General features: G+C 38.3%; 22 protein-coding genes and 1 riboswitch. Of the genes, 19 read left to right on the top strand and 3 right to left on the bottom strand.

The window, feature by feature from the left end; translation table 11 throughout:
- Positions 1-900, top strand: a complete 900-nt coding sequence (locus F3D3_RS06260) for a sensor histidine kinase KdpD (protein WP_069872222.1) — start codon at positions 1-3, stop codon at positions 898-900.
- Positions 901-982: 82 nt separating this feature from the next.
- Here the strand turns inward: F3D3_RS06260 and F3D3_RS06255 are convergent, their stop codons facing one another.
- Positions 983-2,851 (bottom strand): carboxylesterase family protein, encoded by a 1,869-nt coding sequence (locus F3D3_RS06255; RefSeq protein WP_084388859.1) that lies wholly within the window; start codon positions 2,849-2,851, stop codon positions 983-985.
- Between the two features lie 430 nt (positions 2,852-3,281).
- Here F3D3_RS06255 and F3D3_RS06250 point away from each other — a divergent pair, with 430 nt between their 5' ends.
- Together F3D3_RS06250 and gltA are read left to right on the top strand one after the other, a co-directional pair.
- Positions 3,282-4,136: a sulfide/dihydroorotate dehydrogenase-like FAD/NAD-binding protein gene (locus tag F3D3_RS06250; RefSeq protein ID WP_069872546.1), complete on the top strand. Its 855-nt coding sequence runs from the start codon at positions 3,282-3,284 to the stop codon at positions 4,134-4,136.
- Positions 4,126-5,505 carry an NADPH-dependent glutamate synthase gene (gltA, locus tag F3D3_RS06245; protein WP_069872221.1) on the top strand — a complete coding sequence of 460 codons (1,380 nt, stop codon included), beginning with the start codon at positions 4,126-4,128 and terminating at the stop codon, positions 5,503-5,505. The genes F3D3_RS06250 and gltA overlap by 11 nt, the downstream gene beginning before the upstream one ends.
- Positions 5,506-5,600: 95 nt before the next feature.
- Here gltA and F3D3_RS06240 read toward each other — a convergent pair whose 3' ends face one another.
- On the bottom strand, positions 5,601-6,257 hold the full coding sequence (locus F3D3_RS06240; RefSeq protein WP_069872219.1) for a DMT family transporter: 657 nt from the start codon (positions 6,255-6,257) through the stop codon (positions 5,601-5,603).
- A 113-nt stretch (positions 6,258-6,370) separates the two neighbouring features.
- Between F3D3_RS06240 and F3D3_RS06235 the strand changes: the two genes are divergently transcribed.
- The 13 genes from F3D3_RS06235 (at position 6,371) to F3D3_RS06180 (ending at position 17,392) form a co-directional block, all read left to right on the top strand.
- Complete coding sequence (locus tag F3D3_RS06235; RefSeq protein WP_069872218.1) at positions 6,371-7,771, top strand: PLP-dependent aminotransferase family protein; 1,401 nt, start codon at positions 6,371-6,373, stop codon at positions 7,769-7,771.
- 108 nt (positions 7,772-7,879) lie between these two features.
- Positions 7,880-7,984, top strand: a riboswitch (TPP riboswitch).
- A 104-nt stretch (positions 7,985-8,088) separates the two neighbouring features.
- Positions 8,089-8,283 carry a sulfur carrier protein ThiS gene (gene thiS, locus F3D3_RS06230; protein ID WP_069872216.1) on the top strand — a complete coding sequence of 65 codons (195 nt, stop codon included), beginning with the start codon at positions 8,089-8,091 and terminating at the stop codon, positions 8,281-8,283.
- A gap of 5 nt (positions 8,284-8,288) precedes the next feature.
- On the top strand, positions 8,289-8,921 hold the full coding sequence (gene thiF / locus F3D3_RS06225) for a sulfur carrier protein ThiS adenylyltransferase ThiF (RefSeq protein WP_069872214.1): 633 nt from the start codon (positions 8,289-8,291) through the stop codon (positions 8,919-8,921).
- A gap of 28 nt (positions 8,922-8,949) precedes the next feature.
- On the top strand, positions 8,950-9,723 hold the full coding sequence (locus F3D3_RS06220; RefSeq protein WP_069872212.1) for a thiazole synthase: 774 nt from the start codon (positions 8,950-8,952) through the stop codon (positions 9,721-9,723).
- Positions 9,720-10,895 carry a 2-iminoacetate synthase ThiH gene (gene thiH, locus F3D3_RS06215; RefSeq protein WP_069872211.1) on the top strand — a complete coding sequence of 392 codons (1,176 nt, stop codon included), beginning with the start codon at positions 9,720-9,722 and terminating at the stop codon, positions 10,893-10,895. The genes F3D3_RS06220 and thiH overlap by 4 nt, the downstream gene beginning before the upstream one ends.
- Positions 10,889-11,500 (top strand): thiamine phosphate synthase, encoded by a 612-nt coding sequence (locus F3D3_RS06210; protein WP_069872209.1) that lies wholly within the window; start codon positions 10,889-10,891, stop codon positions 11,498-11,500. The genes thiH and F3D3_RS06210 overlap by 7 nt, the downstream gene beginning before the upstream one ends.
- An 8-nt stretch (positions 11,501-11,508) precedes the next feature.
- Positions 11,509-12,993 carry a PLP-dependent aminotransferase family protein gene (locus tag F3D3_RS06205; RefSeq protein ID WP_069872207.1) on the top strand — a complete coding sequence of 495 codons (1,485 nt, stop codon included), beginning with the start codon at positions 11,509-11,511 and terminating at the stop codon, positions 12,991-12,993.
- A gap of 200 nt (positions 12,994-13,193) precedes the next feature.
- Positions 13,194-13,388, top strand: a complete 195-nt coding sequence (locus tag F3D3_RS24040) for a hypothetical protein (RefSeq protein ID WP_175438314.1) — start codon at positions 13,194-13,196, stop codon at positions 13,386-13,388.
- Positions 13,324-13,566: a hypothetical protein gene (locus F3D3_RS06200; RefSeq protein ID WP_069872205.1), complete on the top strand. Its 243-nt coding sequence runs from the start codon at positions 13,324-13,326 to the stop codon at positions 13,564-13,566. The genes F3D3_RS24040 and F3D3_RS06200 overlap by 65 nt, the downstream gene beginning before the upstream one ends.
- Positions 13,566-14,690 (top strand): aminotransferase, encoded by a 1,125-nt coding sequence (locus tag F3D3_RS06195; protein ID WP_069872204.1) that lies wholly within the window; start codon positions 13,566-13,568, stop codon positions 14,688-14,690. Before F3D3_RS06200 ends, F3D3_RS06195 begins: the two co-directional genes overlap by 1 nt.
- A gap of 51 nt (positions 14,691-14,741) precedes the next feature.
- On the top strand, positions 14,742-14,999 hold the full coding sequence (locus F3D3_RS06190) for a hypothetical protein (RefSeq protein ID WP_069872202.1): 258 nt from the start codon (positions 14,742-14,744) through the stop codon (positions 14,997-14,999).
- A gap of 287 nt (positions 15,000-15,286) precedes the next feature.
- Entirely contained in the window at positions 15,287-15,754 is a 468-nt protein-coding gene (locus F3D3_RS06185) for a hypothetical protein (RefSeq protein ID WP_069872200.1), read from the top strand.
- A 171-nt stretch (positions 15,755-15,925) separates the two neighbouring features.
- Positions 15,926-17,392: a DEAD/DEAH box helicase gene (locus F3D3_RS06180; protein ID WP_084388858.1), complete on the top strand. Its 1,467-nt coding sequence runs from the start codon at positions 15,926-15,928 to the stop codon at positions 17,390-17,392.
- Between the two features lie 128 nt (positions 17,393-17,520).
- Here F3D3_RS06180 and F3D3_RS06175 read toward each other — a convergent pair whose 3' ends face one another.
- Positions 17,521-18,450 (bottom strand): metal ABC transporter solute-binding protein, Zn/Mn family, encoded by a 930-nt coding sequence (locus F3D3_RS06175; protein ID WP_069872198.1) that lies wholly within the window; start codon positions 18,448-18,450, stop codon positions 17,521-17,523.
- A 107-nt stretch (positions 18,451-18,557) separates the two neighbouring features.
- On the opposite strand from F3D3_RS06175, the gene F3D3_RS06170 reads away from it, so the two are divergent.
- Genes F3D3_RS06170 through F3D3_RS06160 form a run of 3 tightly spaced genes read left to right on the top strand, consistent with a single transcriptional unit; the run spans position 18,558 to position 20,520 of the window.
- Positions 18,558-19,241, top strand: a complete 684-nt coding sequence (locus F3D3_RS06170) for a metal ABC transporter ATP-binding protein (RefSeq protein WP_069872197.1) — start codon at positions 18,558-18,560, stop codon at positions 19,239-19,241.
- A complete protein-coding gene (locus F3D3_RS06165) occupies positions 19,228-20,034 on the top strand; it encodes a metal ABC transporter permease (RefSeq protein ID WP_069872195.1) in 807 nt (268 codons plus the stop codon). Before F3D3_RS06170 ends, F3D3_RS06165 begins: the two co-directional genes overlap by 14 nt.
- A gap of 45 nt (positions 20,035-20,079) precedes the next feature.
- Positions 20,080-20,520, top strand: a complete 441-nt coding sequence (locus tag F3D3_RS06160; RefSeq protein WP_069872193.1) for a Fur family transcriptional regulator — start codon at positions 20,080-20,082, stop codon at positions 20,518-20,520.
- The last annotated feature ends 4 nt before the right edge of the window (positions 20,521-20,524 follow it).

Raw genomic sequence — 20,524 nt, 5'->3', positions numbered from 1 at the left:
ATGGTGATCGTGACAATTTTGGCGGTTATAGTAGCATTCATTAGCATTGCAATGCTGATTTCATACAAGAGACAGATTAAAAGCATCTGTCATCAGATGGCGTTTTTAACTAAAAACAGCAGCAATATGATGATTACCCAAAACCTGCATGACGCTGGCATAATGGCGTTAATTAATCAAATCAATACACTCCTTGAAAAAGAGAAAAGTCAGAGGACAGCATATCAAATCAAAGATGCAAACCTCAAGGAGATTATTACCCATTTATCTCATGATATCAGAACCCCCCTAACTTCGCTTGATGGTTATTTTCAGTTGCTCATTGAATCAGACGAACCTACAGAAAAGGAACGTTACGCTGCTGTAATCCAAGGGCGTATAAGAAGTCTTAAAGAGATGTTAGAGGAGTTGTTTACTTACACAAAATTACAGAATGATCATTATAGGCTTGATGTCGTGCCACAGAATATGAATAAAATATTCTGTGACACGGTATTTTCATTCTATGATGACTTTAAACAAAAAAATATTGAGCCTGATATTCAAATAACGGATGAACCGCTAAACGTCATTTGCAATGTTGAAGCCGTTAAAAGGGTAATTCAGAATATGATTAAAAATGGGCTTCAATATGGTGAACAACATATTGAAATTGGACTTGTCAGAGTGGGCAATAAAGCTATTTTGAAATTTAAAAACAGCTATAACAAGGGTGATCATATCGATGTAGATCAAATTTTTGATCGCTTTTATAAAGCAGATCAATCAAGAAGTCAAAACGCCGCGGGACTTGGATTATTTATTGCAAAGGGACTGGTTACAAAAATGGGTGGAGCAATTTCTGCAAGTCTTACGGATGAATTCTTTGAAATTGATATTGAATTTTTATTGGAGCTTTAAAGACCTCGCTGTGAACAAATAGTGTTTACACAAAACACCCCCCTCAACGTAAATTATATTTCCGTATGAGGGGGGTGTCTATTTATTTACCATTATAATGTGCATCAAATGATGTGCTGAAGAATCGACCGGACATCATGTTAGCGATCATATTTTGTTTCTGACCTGTGGGCAGTGTTTTATCTGCATCAATCGCTTTAAAGACTTCACTTTCAATGATATACTCATCTGTCATCCCAAGTTTCGCTTCTTTTTTATCGGCGTCAAGCACCATGAGTTTACCAGCGTTTTCAGCGTTAGACCATGCGGTCCAAACAGGAAGATCAGGGCCATTAGGATTGCCTGTATACAAGAAGTTTTTTAGGTAGGCGTGTAGAGCAGAGACCAGTGCATCTCTGCCTTGGAGATTTTCAACTGTATAATTACTGCTGACGAAAGATTCATACCGGCCTTTTAAAAAGTCCATATCAACACCATGGAAGGCGCCAAGAAGACTTCCGAGTCCTGAACCAATCACGTCTTGATCTTTACCCCATGCAAATCGATAAGCGTATACGTCAGGTTGACCATGGACATCTGCCATAATTTCAGCGGAACGGTCTGCGTTGAAACCGGTGTACAACATACTGCCGTAAGTACTCGCAAAAGTGTATTGAGGCAACAAAACCTCATCAGTAGCCAAAGTACCACCGAAAAGGGCACCGACAAACATAGGATCAGTTCCAGCAAACACTGAAAATTCATCTTCACAGCTGCCGAGTAATGTAGGGACTTTGTTGTAATTTCCAGTTGAGAGTACAGCGAAGCCTTCTTTTGGAAGTACATAGCCATCGGCAAAGAGATGTGGAAATACGGACATTCGAATTGCAGCGTTGTCCATCAAGCCTGTGATTCTTTTTCCTGGTAGACTTCTTAGATAATTTTTTACAGCTTGGGCATCTGTGTTTAACCAAGCTATTGCTTCTGATGCCGTCGCTTTAATACCGTCTTCTACAACTAAAGTTGTGAGTGCTTTTGCATCGATTGCTTGGCCCACAGCAGGATCTGTAACCGTCATCCCCCCACTAATTGCAAAAGCTTTCTGGAAATCGCCCTTGAAGATTGGTGAAATCAAGGCAGCCATGACGTCACGACCACCAGCAGACTGTCCAGAAAGGGTCACGTTGTAGGGATTTCCTCCGAAGGCTTTAATATTGCCATTCACCCAAGTTAAGGCTTCGTGGATATCTAATAAACCAAAGTTGCCTGAATCCGTTAATGGATCGCCTGTTTTTAGAGCGGGTAGATTAATCCAGCCAAGTGCTGCCAATCTGTAGTCTATGGAGACTACAATACTATTTGAAGCCACAGCCAATTTTTCGCCTTTAAAATCTTGACTGGTCCCAGTTTGATTGTTACCCCCATGGATAAATACAAGGACTGGCAAATCTGTCTCAGCTGTATTGGGCCGGTATAGGTTCAAATATAAGCAATCTTCACTGCCTATAATCTCCTTGCCACTGAGTTGCATTGCTTTTTCTTTATAGGATTTTGTTGCGAGCACACCACTCCATTTTTCAGGTGGCTGTGGCGCTAACCATCTGAGCTCGTCAATAGGTGGTGCGGCATAAGGCACACCTAACCATTCTATGCTGAGTGATTCATTGGATAATTGGCCTTCCACTTGTCCGTATGAGGTGGTTTGTAAAATACCTTTTGCATATTTTAAATCTCTCATAGAAATTTGATCCATGATGCTGACGGCTTGTTCAAATGTCAAAAACGCATTAGGTCTGAAAGTGCCATCTGTGTTTGGTTTGATAATCCCTTTTTCTGCCCACTTGTTGATGACGCTGAAAGACCATCTTCCCTCAATATCCCCCAGTTGAGGTGCCGTATCAGCATATACCGCAATGGTTGACAGTAATAGCATAATCGCAAGTGTTACCGTAAATACTTTTCTTCTTAACATGTCTAACGCCTCCCAAATACTTATTTTTCGTTCAAGGAAACAATTTCAAAAAAAGACACAAAAAAAGACCATCAATTTAAAAACAAAGCATCTTTGTCTTCAAATTATGGTCTTGCCCGCGCTTGCAGTCACAATCCATTGTTTCGATATGAACTTAATAACAAAATAGTATCACAGCACTTTTGGTAAGTCAATGGAGATTTATGGGGAAATGTTACCAAAACGTCATAAATTTAAACGTATATTTACGCAAAGACTTGTGAGGATTGATAAAAAGTGCTATTATTTATGAAAACCAATGTATGCGAATGCATAAAAATGTATGGTAATGCATAATGATGTGAAAAAAATTAGAGGCTGCATATTGCATTCTTTTATGGCATATGTAACAATGGATAGAATTATAAAATTTTTATTGGAGGTTACTTCTTTGTATAAAATAGTGTTAAAAGAGACTCTGGCTACGGCTGTGGTTAAGATGATGGTACACGCGCCATATGTCGCAAGAAAAGCAAAAGCGGGACAATTTATTATTCTTAGAGTTCATGAGAACAGTGAGCGTATTCCACTTACAATTGCAGACTATAACCGAGAAGAGGGGTTGATTACCATTATATATCAAGTGGTTGGAAAAGCAACTATGGATTTAAATAACCTCGAAGAGGGCGATTATATTCATGATTTTGTTGGACCACTGGGAAAACCTTCTGAGATAGAAAATCTTAAGAAAGCCATCGTAGTAGGTGGAGGTGTTGGCTGTGCCATCGCTTACCCAATTGTTAAAGCTTTAGCTGAGCAAAATACAGAGGTATACTCTGTTGTAGGCTTTAGGAACAAGGAAATGGTTATTTTGGAAGATGAGTTTGCAAGTCATTCAGATAAGAGGGTACTCATGTCAGATGATGGCTCATATGGTTCAAAAGGATTTGTGACCACGGGTTTAGAAGGTCTTTTAGAAGAACACAAAGATATAGACTGTGTTTTTGCGATCGGGCCCATTATCATGATGAAGAATATTGCAGCAGTCACTCGAAAGTACGGCGTTAAAACCGTTGTCAGCATGAATTCGATTATGATTGATGGCACGGGCATGTGCGGTGGATGTCGATTAACCGTTGGCGGAGAAACTAAGTTTGCATGTGTAGACGGTCCTGAATTTGATGGACACTTAGTCGATTTTGATGAAGCTCAAAGTCGTAATAATATATTTAAGAATCAACCTGCCCATAGTTTTGAGGAAGATAAAACATGTCAATTGCTCAAGGAGGTCGAAAATGGCAAATAAGACTCAAAGAACGCTTATGGCGTTAAAAGATTCTAAAGAACGGATCACTAATTTTGAAGAAGTGGCACTTGGATATACGCTTGAAGAAGCCATGGCTGAAGCGAATCGATGCCTTGAATGCAAAAATAAACCCTGTGTATCTGGCTGTCCTGTTGCAATTGATATTCCAAAGTTTATTCACGAGATTAAAGCGGGCAATTTAGAAAAAGCGTTTGAAGTGCTCTCTGAGTATACTTCGTTACCGGCAGTTTGTGGACGTGTCTGTCCCCAAGAGACTCAGTGTGAAGCACTTTGTGTAAGAGGGCTTAAAGGCGAACCCGTTGCTATAGGTGCACTTGAACGGTTTGTTGCGGACAGTCATAACGGTATTTTGAAAACAGTTCCAAGTGAGACCAAGGGCATAAAAACAGCTGTTATTGGTTCTGGGCCTGCGGGTCTATCGTGTGCAGGCACCTTGGCTAGGCTGGGATATGATGTGACTATTTTTGAAGCGCTGCATGAAACGGGTGGCGTTTTAAGATATGGTATCCCAGAGTTTAGATTGCCTAAAGCAATCGTAGATCGTGAAATAAATGCACTTAAGAAATTAGGCGTTAAAATCGAAAAAAATGTAGTCATTGGCAGATCTCTAGATTTAAAAGACCTTGAAGATGATGGTTTTAAAGCTATTTTCATCGGGACTGGCGCTGGACTTCCTAGGTTTATGAACATCGAAGGTGAAAATTTACTGGGCGTTTATTCAGCAAATGAGTTTTTAACCAGAATAAATTTAATGAAAGCATATGAAGCCAAAAGTGACACGCCTTTATATTTAGGCAGTAATGTTGCTGTTGTGGGTGGTGGCAATGTCGCTATGGATGCGGCAAGATCAGCGAAACGTCTCGGGGCAGCACATGTGTATCTCATCTATCGCCGCTCTGAAGAAGAGATGCCAGCCAGAAGAGAAGAAGTGGAGCATGCCAAAGAAGAAGGCATTGAATTTAAATTCTTATGCAATCCACTAGAGATCCTCGGCAATGAAAATCAGTATGTCTCTGGCATTAAGTGCATTGATATGGCACTTGGAGATGTAGACCAAAATAATAGACGACGTCCTCACGAAGTCGAAGGTTCAGAACACATCATAGCGGTGGACAATGTGATTATGTCCATTGGCACTATGGCGAATCCCTTGATTAAAACACTTGGAATTGACATCAATCATCAGGGGCTAATAGAGACCAATGAAGTAGGTCAAACCAGTAATTTATCGGTTTATGCAGGGGGCGATGCCGTAAGTGGTGCCGCAACGGTTATCAATGCCATGGGAAAAGGCAAACAGTGTGCTTACGAAATTCATAATGAGTTTATGAGTAAGCGTGAAGCGTAATGCGTTAAGTGTAGTGCATAAAAAGCATTAATCTAATAAAAAGGCTGAGTGATATTAAATTAGAATATCATTCAGCTTTATTTACTTTATAAAATTTAGGTCTGAAATAGGGTTTCTTTGTTTTCTTGAGATTGAGAAATGCCAATGAGGATCACTCCGAGTATGACCATTCCGCCGCCAAGCCATTGTAAGGGTGCGATGCTTTCATCCAAAATCCAGTGTGATAAGATCATGGACGTAAATGGCATAAGACCAGAAAAGGCGGCAGCTGCACCTAAAACGAGTATGGTGCCGATGGATTGTCCCAATGTGAAATTTGAAAAGTGAGCCCCTTGAAGGAATATAATCCCTAAAACGGCGCATAAAATCCCTGTTATGGTTTTTAAAGTTGCTTTTTCTTTAAGTAAAGTGTACGCCAAAATACTCGTCAATATAGGTGCTGTTCCGATTAAAACCCCTGCCTCAGTTGAACTGATCCTTTGAAGACCAAAAAGTAGGAAAGCTCTGAATAAGAAAATACCAAAAAATGCTTGTAAGCCAATCATGAGCCAATCATTTTTGCTCATCTGCTTGATGGCTACTTTGATTTGAAAATAGTAAAATGGGAGCAGTAGCACAAGTGCTATAAGTAAGCTTACAGCAGTGATTGTGAAAGGCCCAAGAAAAGCTGTTACAAAACGTGCAGCGATTACTGAGGTGCCAGCAAATATAAAACCAATGGCTAAGTAAAATCCGCCTTTAAATTTTTCCACGTGTTATTTCTCCTTTATTTTGATTTGTAAATATGGTAGAATAATAACATTGAAAACTGGTTTGATACAATATCCAGTTAAACATTATATTTTACATACCAGTTGGAGGGCATATGTGGCAAATCATCTTGAAAAGAGAAAATGAAATTTCATTATCAAGACAACTCTTTTATGCGATGAAGGACATGATTTTAGAGGGGCAGATCCGATCGGGAGAAGCATTGCCATCAAGTCGTGGGTTGGCTAAAGATATGTCGATCTCACGGAGTACTGTTAATGAGGCTTATGATATGCTCGAAACGGAGGGGTATATTGTGACGCATCAGGGTGCTCCCACAAGGGTGAAAGAGGGTCTATACCTTGAAAAACATCAAAAGCATCATGAAGAAGCACTGTTCCCAGTGATCACCTTAGCGGATAAACCGTATAAAGTTGATTTTAAAACGGGGCAACCCGATGTGAGTCTCTTTCCACGTTATGTATGGAATCAGATGATGTACAAATCATTTGAGCAGTTAAGCGACAAAGACTTAGGGTATTTTGGAACCGCTGGGTATGAGTCGCTTAGAGTGGAAATCAGTCATTGGTTGTTTCGAAAAAGAGGGTTATCTGCTAAGCCTCAGGATATTTTTATCACTTCTGGGACGACACAAGCGTTAAGTATACTTGTGACCATGCTATCCAAAGCAGGTTTACCCTTTGCGGTGGAAGATCCTTGTCACAGAGGGCTTCTGGAAGTGATTGAGAACAGTGGAAATTCGATTTTGGGGATCTCTGTGGACCAAGAAGGCATGAAAACTGCACTTTTGGAGGCGCATGATTTTTCTGCTGTCTATGTGACCCCCTCGCATCAATTTCCACTGGGCAGCATTTTAACTGCGGAACGTAGAATAGAACTTATTCGTCTTGCAAGGCAAAAGAAATTTTATATCATTGAAGATGATTATGATAGTGAATTTCGTTACGTTGGTGCATCGGTGACACCACTTTATTCTATGGACAAAGAACAGGTGCTCTATACCGGTTCATTTAGTAAGACTCTATATCCAGCTCTGAGAATTGGATTTGTAATATTGCCACCAAAACTGCATTCGGAGTGGATGTACCTGAGAAAGCATTTGGATGTTCAAAATCCAATTGTAGAACAGGCGGCATTAGCAGAATTTTTAAACCAAAGAAAACTCGACAAATATATTCAGCAAATCAGTCGAATGTATGAGAAAAAACGTAAGGCACTTACAACCTCTATTTATGAATGCTTTGGAGAGCAGTGTTCCATATTAGGTGACGAGACTGGATTACATCTTGTCCTAAAAATACCGGGGGCTCATTTCGATGAATTCTTTATTGAAAAATGCCAAAACGCAGGCATTCGCGTATTTCCAATAGAGCATTATTGTATTTCGAAGGGAAATCACATGGATCAGTTGATGTTAGGATATGGTCATTTGAAGGTCGAAGAGATTCAGAAAAGTGTCTCTAGGTTATATAACTTGATTATGGATACAGAATAAACCACTGTAGCATCTTTAATATCCATAGGGTTACGGAGATCGTTTTTTCTTGCTATTGACGGATTTTTATTAATATACTATAATAATCACGAATCAACAAATTAAAATTGAATATTTTTCGGGAGCTTGTATTTCAGGCTGAGAGGAAGTAATTGAACTTCGACCGTACCTGATTTGGATAATGCCAACGTAGGAAATGTGATTAGATTTTTAAACCCGCAGATGTCCTTACAAAGACATCTGTTTTTTTATGCGATATTATAATGTCGCAATCCACATCAAAAATGAGACCAATTAATTTTAGAAAGGAGATTAAAATGTTTGTAAATGGCGTATTGCATACATTGGAAGAACCAGTGAGCCTAAAATCATTTCTTGAGAGAGAAGGTTATAATTTGACCAAAATAGCCACAGAAATGGATGGTCAGATCGTTTCAAAATCATTATATGAAAATACGATTATATACGATTCAACTCAACTTGAAGTGGTGAGTTTTGTAGGAGGAGGTTGAAAAAAATGCCGGCTGAAAAAACTCTGGAATCCATGCTAATCGCTAGGCATACACCTGCCGTCCATCAAAAAGTTAAAAAAGGGAGGGTCTGTATTATGGGGTTAGGTGGTCTGGGCTCAAACGTGGCCATCATGCTTGCCAGGACGGGCGTTGGTTTTATGAAAATCATTGATTTTGACATTGTAGAACCAAGCAATCTCAATCGACAAGCCTATAGTATCCAACATCTAGGGTTGCCAAAAACGGAAGCTTTAAAACAAATACTTAAAGAGATTAACCCTTATATAATAGTTGAATCTATTCAGGAGAAAGTAACTGCAGAAAATGCACTTTTGATGATCAGTGGTTGTGAAATTGTCTGTGAAGCTTTTGATGATCCTACTCAGAAAGCCATGTTGATCAATACCATATTAAGTAAAAAACCTAAAGTTAAAATAGTCTCAGGTTCAGGTCTGGCTGGGTTTTCAAGTGCTAACACCATTAAAACCATCCGAAAATTTAAAAATCTTTATATATGTGGTGACATGGAAACGGAAGCCACCTCTGAAAGCGGGATCATGGCACCGAGAGTACACATTTGCGCAGGACATCAAGCTAATATGATATTGAGGTTATTAATCCATTTAGAGACAGTATAGTGTGACGAAGGTCAGAAAGTAGGTATTTATGAGAGACAGATTGATTATAGGTGGACATGATTTCGGTTCTAGATTTATACTGGGGTCAGGTAAGTTTTCACTGGACATGACAGAGACGGTTATCCAAAATGGAGGCGTGGAGATGGCTACCATCGCTGTGAGACGTGCTAACAAAAATGGTGAAGAAAATATCATAGATTATATGCCAAAAGGCATTACACTACTGCCAAATACTTCAGGAGCAAGAAGTGCAGAAGAAGCAGTTCGAATCGCAAGATTGGCACGTGAACTGGGCTGTGGAAATTTTATAAAGGTAGAAGTCATCAGGGATTCAAAATATTTGATGCCAGATAATTATGAAACTCTTAGAGCAACAGAAATACTTGCGAAAGAGGGCTTTATCGTCATGCCCTACATGCATCCTGATCTAAATGTAGCGCGTGATCTCGTCAGTTCAGGAGCGGCTGCAGTGATGCCACTGGGTGCACCAATTGGCAGCAACAAAGGCCTACTTACAAAAGCTTTCATAGAAATGCTCATAGATGAGATAGAACTTCCGATTATTGTGGATGCGGGTATAGGCAAACCCTCTCAAGCTTGTGAGGCTATGGAAATTGGGTGTGCAGCAGTCATGGCGAATACAGCTATAGCCACTGCAAGAAATGTCGCTTTGATGGCAACAGCTTTTAAATTAGCAATAGAATCTGGACGTGCGGCTTATTTGGCTGGTCTTGGAAGAGTTCTTGATCGATGTGGAGAAGCGTCCAGTCCATTAACAGGATTTTTAGGTGAAAACCTATGATGAAGACAAATCCAATGACTTATTTAGCCAATATGGAACAGATTGAATCAGATGTTTTTGAAAAAGTACTTTCTAGGGTTTCAAGTTATGATTATACTCAATATAAAGATTGTGATGTGAAGTGTGCGCTCTTAAAGGACACCTTGAATCCTGACGATTTTGCAGCCTTACTTTCACCTGCTGCAAAACCCTATCTTGAAGAAATGGCACAAAAATCAAAAGCGTTAACTCATAAACACTTTGGCAATTCGATTCAGTTGTTTACACCACTTTATATTTCAAATTATTGTGAGAATAATTGTATTTACTGTGGTTTCAATTGCAAAAATAAAATTAAGCGTGGGAAGTTATCTTTGGAAGAAATTAATACGGAACTCAAAACCATCTCTGAAACGGGCTTAAAGGAAATTTTGATATTAACGGGTGAATCTCGTCAAAAATCAGATATTCAGTATATTGGAGAGGCCATCAAATTGGCTAAGACATATTTTTCAACTATTGGGATTGAAATCTATCCGCTTAATTCGGAAGAATACAGCTATTTGAATAACTGTGGTGCTGATTTTGTATCTGTTTATCAGGAAACATACAATCTTGTTAAGTATGAATCTGTTCATTTATCTGGTCCAAAACGTGTATTTCCTTATCGGTTTCATGCTCAAGAACGTGCTTTAATGGGGCATATGTATGGCGTTTCATTTGGTGCACTTTTAGGACTTGATGATTTTAGAAAAGATGCATTTGCAACGGGTATGCATGCGTACTTTGTACAAAGAAAATACCCCAGCGCAGAAATATCTTTTTCCCTTCCAAGAATTAGACCCTATATCAACCATGAGGAAAAGGAGATCAATGATGTAGATGAAGGGGCATTATTTCAAGTGATGCTCGCCTACAGACTTTTCATGCCTTATGCAAGCATCACGATATCCACCAGGGAAAAGGCACATTTTAGAGATCATACTTTGGGGGTTTGTGCGACGAAAATGTCTGCAGGCGTAGTCGTTGGGGTGGGTGGACATGTGGCGGAAATCAAAGGGGATGAACAATTCGAAATCTCTGATCCTAGAAGTGTAGCTGAAATTCACTCAATGATCCTTCAAAAAGGATTACAACCCGTGTATACAAATCATATCACTTCAAAAGGGCTTGTAGGGTGGGGTGTATGGTGATCTGTGTGACGGATCAGGAGTCAATGGGGATTTCTTTTTTAGAACAATTTCAAAAAATCTGTAATGGTGCACCAGATCAAATCATACTTAGGGCAAAATATCTTGACATGCATACCTATGAAAGATTAGCAGAGAAATGCTTAGCCATAGCTTTAGAGAAGCACATAACGCTTTTATTTCATTCTCATTTAACACTTTCAAAAAAACTCGATAATCACAATATTCACTTGCCCTTTGATTCATTTATCTCTAAATATCACACTCTTAGTGACTTTAATGTTGTCAGTGTTGCGGTACATTCAGCAAGAGAAGCACAATTGGCACAATTTTTAGGCGCAACACAAGTCATTGCAGGACATGTATTTCAAACAGATTGTAAGGCGGCTATTGAACCGAGAGGCCTTTCCTTTTTAAAAGAAATCTGTTCTAAAGCTTCAATTCCAGTTATGGCAATAGGGGGCGTTACACCAGAGCGTTATGCAGATCTAATTTCATCTGGTGCAACAGGGGTCTGTATCATGTCCAGTATAATGAACAGTCCAGAACCTAAAGTTTTGATTGATCGTTTTAAAAATATAAAGTTAACTCAATTCAAAATTGAGTAGGTGATCATATGCGCAATATAGCAGCTAAAGTAAACATAGCTCAAATCAACTGGAAACCAGATAAGCAATCAATCGTTCCAATGCATAAACAGATTTATGATTTTATCAAAAGTAAAATTGCATCGGGAGATTGGTCGATCGGAAACAGACTGCCAACTCAAGTGGAAATGGCCAATGCCTTTAAAGTCAATAGAAGTACCGTACTTGAAGCTTATGATGAATTGAAGACCGAGGGACTCATAGAGAGTAAGAAGAGTTCTGGAACGATTATAGTCAACAATACTTGGTCTGTTCTAGCGTCTAAAACACCTCCCAATTGGGATAAATACATCGAAAGCGGTTATCAAAAGCCTAATCTCAATGTCATTAAAATTATCAATGAGCTCAATATGGATTCGAAAATGATTCGGCTAGGTGCTGGGGAGCTCTCACCAGAGATGTACCCCGTGCAATATATGAAATCAATTTATGACCACATGTTGACGGATGTGCATTACATGGGGTATGAAGAGGCAAAAGGCCTCTTACCGCTTCGAGAAGAAGTCTGTAAGTACCTAAAGCCGATGGGGATAGATGTAAATCCCAATAAAGTTTTGATCGTTTCGGGTGTGCTTCAGGCTTTACATTTAATTTCTATGGGCATATTGCGCAGAGGTTCAACGATACTGACAGAGCAAGCTACTTATATTCAATCACTCACCTTGTTTGAATCTCATGGGATCCATTTAACAGGTGTAGCAATGGACGGTGAAGGCTTAGTTGTGGATGACCTTCTTAGAAAAGTCTCTATGAAAAAGCCTGAGCTGCTGTATACGATTCCTAGTTTTCAAAACCCCACAGGGATCTTGATGTCTGATAAACGGCGAAGCGCTATTTTGAAATTATGTGAAAAAGAAAGATTGCCCATTTTAGAAGATGATACGTATAGAGAACTGTGGTTAGATGAGGCACCTGCTGCACCGATCAAAGCTGGGGATCAAGATGAAACTGTTTTGTATATGGGCAGTATCTCTAAGTCATTATCTGCTGGCATGAGAGTTGGGTGGATTGTCGGAGCTGAAAGGGTTATCGATCGGTTAGCGGATATTAAAATGCAGACGGATTATGGCAGCAGTTCCATTTCTCAATGGATGTGTTATGAATTTTTAGCCAAGGGGTATTATCAATCTTTTATCCAGTCCTTAAGGGGTGAACTGAAAATAAAACGCGATTTCACTTTAAAGATCTTGGAACACTATTTTTCGGACATAGCCACATGGCAAAAACCTGCAGGAGGCTTCTATATTTGGCTTACTCTTAATAAAGAATTTCAAATGTATCGCCTATTTGAGTCTTGTTATAGACAAGGCGTTGTCATCAATCCGGGTAATATTTACGATATTACCAGTAATAAAAATATTAGAATTTCATTTTCTTATGCAAGTTTGGAAGATATAGAACAAGGGTTGATTATTCTAGCACGAATGATCAAATTGAACTTAAATAAGCACTAAATATAAACATCTATGTCTAATAATAAGAATTGAGAAATCTCTCAAGGGTTTAATTCTTGCTGTAGTGTATAGATGTTTTTTTGTTGGGTCAATATTTTTTGTTATGTGGTGTCCCTTTTTTACAAAATGTAATATGATCGGAATCATGAACAGTGGCTTATATTTAACGGTATAGTGATAAAGTCTTTAAGGAGGATGCCATGAAAGTTAAAGTATTAAATAAGCATGATGTCAAAGCGTCTCTTCATATGATTTCAGTTATGGATAAAGTGGAGGAAGTCTATCGGTTAAAAGCGAGGCAGAGAGCAGGTCTATGGCCGTTAATTTTTCATGAATTTCAATCAGGGGTCGCCGATATGGATAGAAATCGCATTAAAAGAGGGCGTTATAAGTGAAAAGGACATCATCGGTGAAATGGGCGAATTGATTTTATCTGAAAAAGTGGGCAGGACAAGTGATTCTGATATAACGGTATTTGATTCAACGGGTATAGCACTTCAAGATTTACTCGTTTCAAAATTGGCAATAGATAACGCAAACGCTAAAAATATAGGTCAGGAGGTAGATTTATAATGAAAATTAAAGATTTTAAAGTTGAGAGATGGATGGATGCCTATGAGACGAAATGTGAGATCAATGTGGGAGAAAGCTGTGTGGATTCACTGAGATTGGATGAATTACTCGAAATCTGTGGTCATAGAAATGAATTTATAACGCATCTCATGGCAATGAAACTCACCTATGGTGCGATTGAAGGCTCAGATTATTTAAAAAAGGGCATATTGCGTTTATACAAAGATGTTTCTCCTTCACAGATTACCGTAACTCACGGCACCATTGGTGCCAACTATTTGGTGCTCATGAGCCTTATAGAACCAGAAGATGAAGTGATCACTATTTTACCAACTTATCAGCAACACTATTCTGTACCGGAGTCCATCGGTGCCAAAGTGCATAAACTTTATCTTGATCCCCAAAATGGCTTTTTACCTGATCTTAAAGCACTTAGACACCTTGTAAATGACAAGACAAAGCTCATAAGCTTTGCAAACCCCAACAATCCAACAGGTGCATCCATGGATGAAGCGATGCTTAAAGAAATCGTTGAAATCGCAAGTTCAGTGGATGCGTATGTCCTATCGGATGAGGCCTATAGAGGGATGAACCATGAAGGTGAAAGATTTACAGCTTCTATTGTGGATTTGTATGAAAAGGGCATTAGCACGAGCAGTATGTCCAAGACTTTTGCACTTGCAGGGCTGAGAACTGGATGGGTATGTAGCACTAAACAGGTGATCGAAGCTGTGAATAAAATGCGTGATTACAACCATATCAGTTGTCCCATGATCGATGATTATATAGCAGCTCTTGCACTTGAAAATAAAGATAAAATCATCGATAGAAGCCTTGATATCATAAGAACTAACCTTGAGGTTATAGAAACTTGGTTAAAAGAGAATTCTGGATTTAGTTATTTTAAGCCAAAGTCAGGGCCTGTTATTGTTTTAAAATATGATCTGGAAATGGATTCAAAGACATTTTGCAAGAAATTACTGGATGAAGAGCAAGTGCTCGTAGTCCCTGGAGAAACGCTTGACATTGAGGGCCATTTTAGAGTGGGGATAGGCAATAACACGGATAATCTTAAAGAGGCACTTAAAAGGATTGGACGATTTTATAGAAAATTATGTTCATAAAACAGTCTATATCCATTTTTTAAATCAAACATTTTAAGGAGGTTACAATAATTGCAATATATTTCTATGTTTCTAGTGATTGGTTCTAGTTTATTCTATCATATTTCTCAAAAGTCAATATCGGGGCATTCCGATCCTGTGATTTCAATGCTGATGACCTATATGACGGCTTTGATTGCCACTGGACTCTTACTATTTGTGTTTCCAATGGAGAGAAATAGTTTCTTGGTAGAGCTCAAAACTCTAAACTGGGCGAGTTATGTACTTGGAATCGCAATAGTGGGGCTAGAAATGGGATTTTTATATTAACAAGCGTTGATTGAAAAAACTGAGTTCCATTTTTCTTGCAAAACTAACTTTCGTTTATGCAGTAAAAGCGGAACTTACTTTATTTATTTAAGTTTAAGGTGATTAAAATAGGAAGTAAAAAAGAATATTTTAATATTTGACATTCGTACATTCATATGTTATTAATGGTATCAGATGGCATCTTATAAGATTGAAGACTTTAGAATATGGTCAGATGTTACAATTAAGGTTGATATTTTTTGTTATTTGTTGATTACGCTGAATCTATTAAACACGAGGAGCTGACCATGAAAAAAAAGTGGATCATTTTGATTGTAATATGTTTGATTTATTTGATTTCGTTTACCAAATGCCGATATCTTGCAGAGGATATTATGTATTTTTCCAAAACTAATGAGATGTATGTGTCTTATAAATATTCTATTAGCATTATCAATCATACCTCCATTGCTAAAGATCATGCATTTTGGGGAACTGACAAGAAGACTGGAGCCTTGAAGTATGTCGTATTTGTATACAAAAAAGGTGTTTTTCTAGTCGATGGTAGTGAAGGTGTTACCTATGAAAACGTAAAATCAAGTTCTACTGCTGAAGACTTGGATGTATTATCTATCTATCTCATGACATTAAGTTCATTTTATGCGGACAAGAATATTGTTGACTACATGTACTGGGCCGTTGAATATGAAGATAGTTCGCATATATTTATACGATTTAAGGATGGTGTTGAAGGGTCACCATATCCTAAAAACTAGAATATACTGTGATTTAGTTGTATCCATGAGGTAGAGAGAAATCATTTATGTATATATAAAGAATCAAATCATAAAAACCTTTAATGTTTATCAAAAATATGTTAAACTAGGTGGTTAGTAAGTATCAATTGATATAGAATTGGTTCGTCAGGTTTGGAAAGAGGTTAGAACATGAGTGCAATAAAAGAAGAACAGGCAAAAATAGAAAAACAAGAAAAGAAGATTGAAAAATTTAAAGATTATCCGCTGGATCATCAAATTAAACGTGCGCTTGGTGAGTTGGGATTTAATAGTCCCTTAGAGGTTCAAGCGATCACGATGCCATTGATTTTCGAGGGTAAGGATTTAATCGTGAAATCACAGACAGGTAGTGGCAAAACAGCTGCATTTGCGATACCGATTTGTGAAAAAATCGATGTCGAACTCGAAAGACCTCAGGTATTGGTACTGACTCCGACGCGAGAGCTTGCAGTCCAAGTCAAAGAAGACATGGTGGATATCGGTAAATATAAAGGTCTAAAATTTTGTGCACTCTATGGCAAACAGCCTATGGAGCTTCAGCGTAAAGAGCTCAAACAAAATCCTCATGTGATCGTTGCAACTCCAGGCAGAATGATGGATCATATATTAAATAAAAATGTTAAACTCCAGTCTATTAAATATCTGGTGATAGATGAAGCGGATGAAATGCTACTCATGGGATTTAAAACACAACTGGAAGCTATTATCAATAAATTACCACTTGAACGTGTGACACTTCTTTTTTCTGCAACGATCCCAGAAGAAGTCCATGATTTAAGTCAGATGTATATGATCAGTCCACAATATATTGAAGTAGAATCAGAAGTTACAAATATAGAAAAAATTGAGCAAATCTATTATGCTGTGGATGGCTTGAAAAAAGTGGATTTTATGAAGAAAATGATCAAGCATGAACAACCTGAAAAAACGCTTATATTCTGTAACACACAGCAGCAAGTGGACGCTCTATTTGATATTGCGAGAAAATGGGATCGATCTACTTGTGCTGTACATGGGGGTATGGATCAAAGTGTTCGTATGGAAAAATTGAGGGCCTTTAAAAAAGGGGCGTACAAAACCTTGATTGCCACGGATTTAGCGGCACGCGGGTTACATGTTAGAGGCATTACACATATTATTAATTATGGTGTGCCATTTGATCACGAGAACTATGTGCACAGAATAGGTCGAACAGGCCGTGTAGATGAGGTTGGCATAGCCATAACGCTGGTTATTCCAAGTGAGATGGAGCGGTTTAAAGCGCTTGAAGATTTTCTAGGCTATAAGATACCCTGTAAAGGTGGGCATGTAGAGAAAAAACCAAAAGAAAATCCAGAAAAGAAAAACGCCAAAAACAGATATAAAGAAGGCCCTAAAAAAGGCGCTGATGTTAAAATTCAAATCAATGCAGGTGTGAATAATAGCAATTTAAAAAGAAGTGATATATTAGCCAGCATTAGAAGTATTAGTGGCGTAACCAGTGATGATATTGGCAAAATTGATATGAGAGAAACGACGACAAATGTTGCTATATTAAACGGTAAAGAAAGACTCATCATAAAAGCATTTGAATCCAAAAAGATTAAAGGGAAAATGTACCGTGCTAAACGGGGCTAGGTCAAGAGATTAGAGCATCGAGATTAGAGCACCGAAAATAGAAAAAAATGCCACTGGGATAAGTCGCAAAGCGCACTTTTCCAGTGACATTTTTTTTTCGCATTTCAGCACTGTATAATCTATAGACTCTATTTCAACGCTTCATAGATTTTTTCAAGATTTTCTGTCATGCGCTGAATATAATCTTTGTCATCTTCATGAGAGGCAATTGTATATATGATTTCCACAGTTGCACCGACTTCACTGGCCAGCGTTTCAGAAACTTTTGGACTCACCATGTCTTCGACGAATATCGTCGTGATATTGTTTTCTTTACAGTATTCCACAAGCTCTTTTAGTTTTTTAGCACTGGGTTCACCCGTGGCGAAGACGTCTTGAACACTATTTTGTGTCAACCCAAAATCTCTACAGAGGTATCCAAATGCGGCATGGCCTGTCACAAAATTTTTATGTGTCACAGTACTTAATTTAGTGGCATAATCATTATACAAGGCTTCTAATTGATCGTAGAATTCAGAATAATTGGCCTCATAAAAGGCCTCATTTGAAGGATCCATTTTTACAAGGGCATCCTTGATATTGAGTGCCTCAATTTCTGCATTTTTCAAACTGAGCCAAACATGTGGATCAAACTCTTTCTTTTTTGCGATAACTTCCTCATCTGTGAATTTAATAGGTGTAACCCCGATGGAGGCTTCCACCACGACAAGTTCGCTATTTTCAACGGCATTTAATGTTTTATCAACCCAAGAAGACTCCATCCCCATGCCACTATAAACAAATAAATCGGCAGTATTTAACATTTCAATATCAGAGGCTTTTGGTGAAAAACTATGAGGTTCTGTACCATCGGGAATCATCGATTGAACACTGACCTTATCTTTGCCCACTGCTTCAACAAATTCTCTCATGGCATCGAACGAAACCACGACATTAAGGGGTGTTTCTTTTAGACTAGAATCCCCAGAGGGAGAAACCTTATCTGTGTTGCTATTACAAGCTGACAGTGTGAGTAAAAGCATTAATGTGAGTAAAAAAACAGCACTTTTCTTAAACATTTTTGAACTCCTTTCAAAATTATAGTTGCAAATAGTTCGCATTTGCAACTATAATATAATAGATAACATATCCTGTCAACACCTTAATTTTGAGAAAGGTAAAAAGTATGATCGAAATTCAAAATCTATATTTTTCATATTCAAATCAATCCACATATGTCTTAAACGATATCAATATTACCGTTAATAGGGGGGACTATATTTCAGTACTTGGTGAAAATGGTTCAGGAAAAAGCACTTTGATGAAATTAATTTTAAAGCTCATGACGCCATCCAAAGGGACTCTTAAAAACGATTTTTTAAGAATCGGATACGTCCCGCAATTATTTGATAATTTAAACACACAATTTCCGATTACGGTTTATGAACTCTTAGAGTGTTACCGTAAAACGCTTAAAATCAAAGATAAAAATTGTGTTGCTCAATCTTTGGAAATCGTAAACATGAGTGCTTTTAAAAATGCGCTCGTGGGCACTTTATCAGGGGGGCAAAGACAAAAGGTCTTTATCGCTCGTGCCATGATCGGGCATCCAGATTTACTCGTTTTAGATGAGCCATCAAGTGGAATTGATGTGAACAGTCAAGACGAAATCTATGGATTGATTAAAAACATCAACATCAATCAGAAAGTGACTGTAATATCGGTTGAACATAATCTCAAGGCCGCCATGGATAACTCATCTCATATTTATCACTTGAAAAATGGGAGTGGACATTTATGTAAGCCCGAGGATTACATCCATGATTACGTTAAATCCAGTACAGGAGGCAGAGTAAATGTTTCAATATAGTTTTATGCAAAATGCTTTTATAATTGCGGTGCTGATTTCCGTTTTATGTCCTGTAGTAGGGATGTTTCTAGTGCTGAGGCGATATTCCATGATCGGCGATACGTTAGCACATTCTTCATTAGCCGGCGTGGCGATTGGATTGATGCTAGGCTTTAATCCGATTATAACTGCATTTGTGACGACTTCTATTTTCGGCATATTGATTGAAATTTTAAGAACTTATTACAAAAAATATGCGGAGTTAATCCTTACTGTGATTCTATCACTTTCAGTGGGGATAGCCATTACCATTATCAGTTCTGGCCACGCGAATGCCAACGTGGAAACTTTTCTATTTGGGAGCATTTTAACCGTGACGCGTATGGACTTATGGACCGTTTTAGCACTGAGTTTACTTTCCATGACTGTGATCGCGCTCTTTTATAATCAGTTGGTGTTCATCACATTTGATGAAGAAGGCGCGAAGATTGCAGGCGTTAAAGTGAAGCGTATCAATTATATCTTTGCGCTTCTTGTGGCGGCTACAATTTCAGTTTCGATACAGATTGTCGGCGTTCTCGTGCTGAGTTCACTCATTGCTTTACCCACAGCCACAGCACTACAACTGAACAAGGGGTTTAAAGTGACTTTGGCTTTTTCGATCTTAATCAGTATGATCAATATTATTTCAGGATTATTAATCTCCTATTATATGGATGCAGCTCCGGGGGGAGTGACAGCGATCCTGTCGGTGGTGACTTTGCTCTGCGTAATTGCCTTTCAGAAATTTAAAGGTTATAATAGGCAGAAATGATGAAAGCGGTATAAAAGCGATTGAAAGATGAAGGGAGTTCATTTTATGAAACCGACTGAAGAACGTAAAAAGATTTTAACGGGTGTGGGTATAAAATATTCAAAACAGAGGGACCTTATTTTAGAGTTACTGAATCATTCAGAGATGCCCTTGACTGCAGAAACGCTTTATATTCAGATCCAAGCCGCCGAAATTTCAATGAATTTGTCCACAGTTTATAGAGTTCTGGATTTGTTTACAATGAAGGGCTTGGTGACCAAAAATTATATTGGGGATATGAACAAGGCCCTGTATGAGCGGAATCGAATGGAGCATAAGCATTACTTAATTTGCTTGAAATGTAAGCGCAATATCCCCATATATGAGTGCCCGCTTGAAAAATTTGGACGCTATTTGGAAGAGAAAATGAATATTGACATCGTGAGCCATAAAGTGGAGCTATATGGTTACTGCTCGGATTGTAAGCAAAAGCAGATGGAGGCATGACATA

It is taken from the genome of Fusibacter sp. 3D3 (assembly GCF_001748365.1).
Classification (GTDB): Bacteria; Bacillota; Clostridia; order Peptostreptococcales; family Acidaminobacteraceae; genus Fusibacter_A.
The sequence above is the reverse complement of the archived record's forward strand: the minus strand, read 5'-3'. Positions and strand labels throughout refer to the sequence as shown.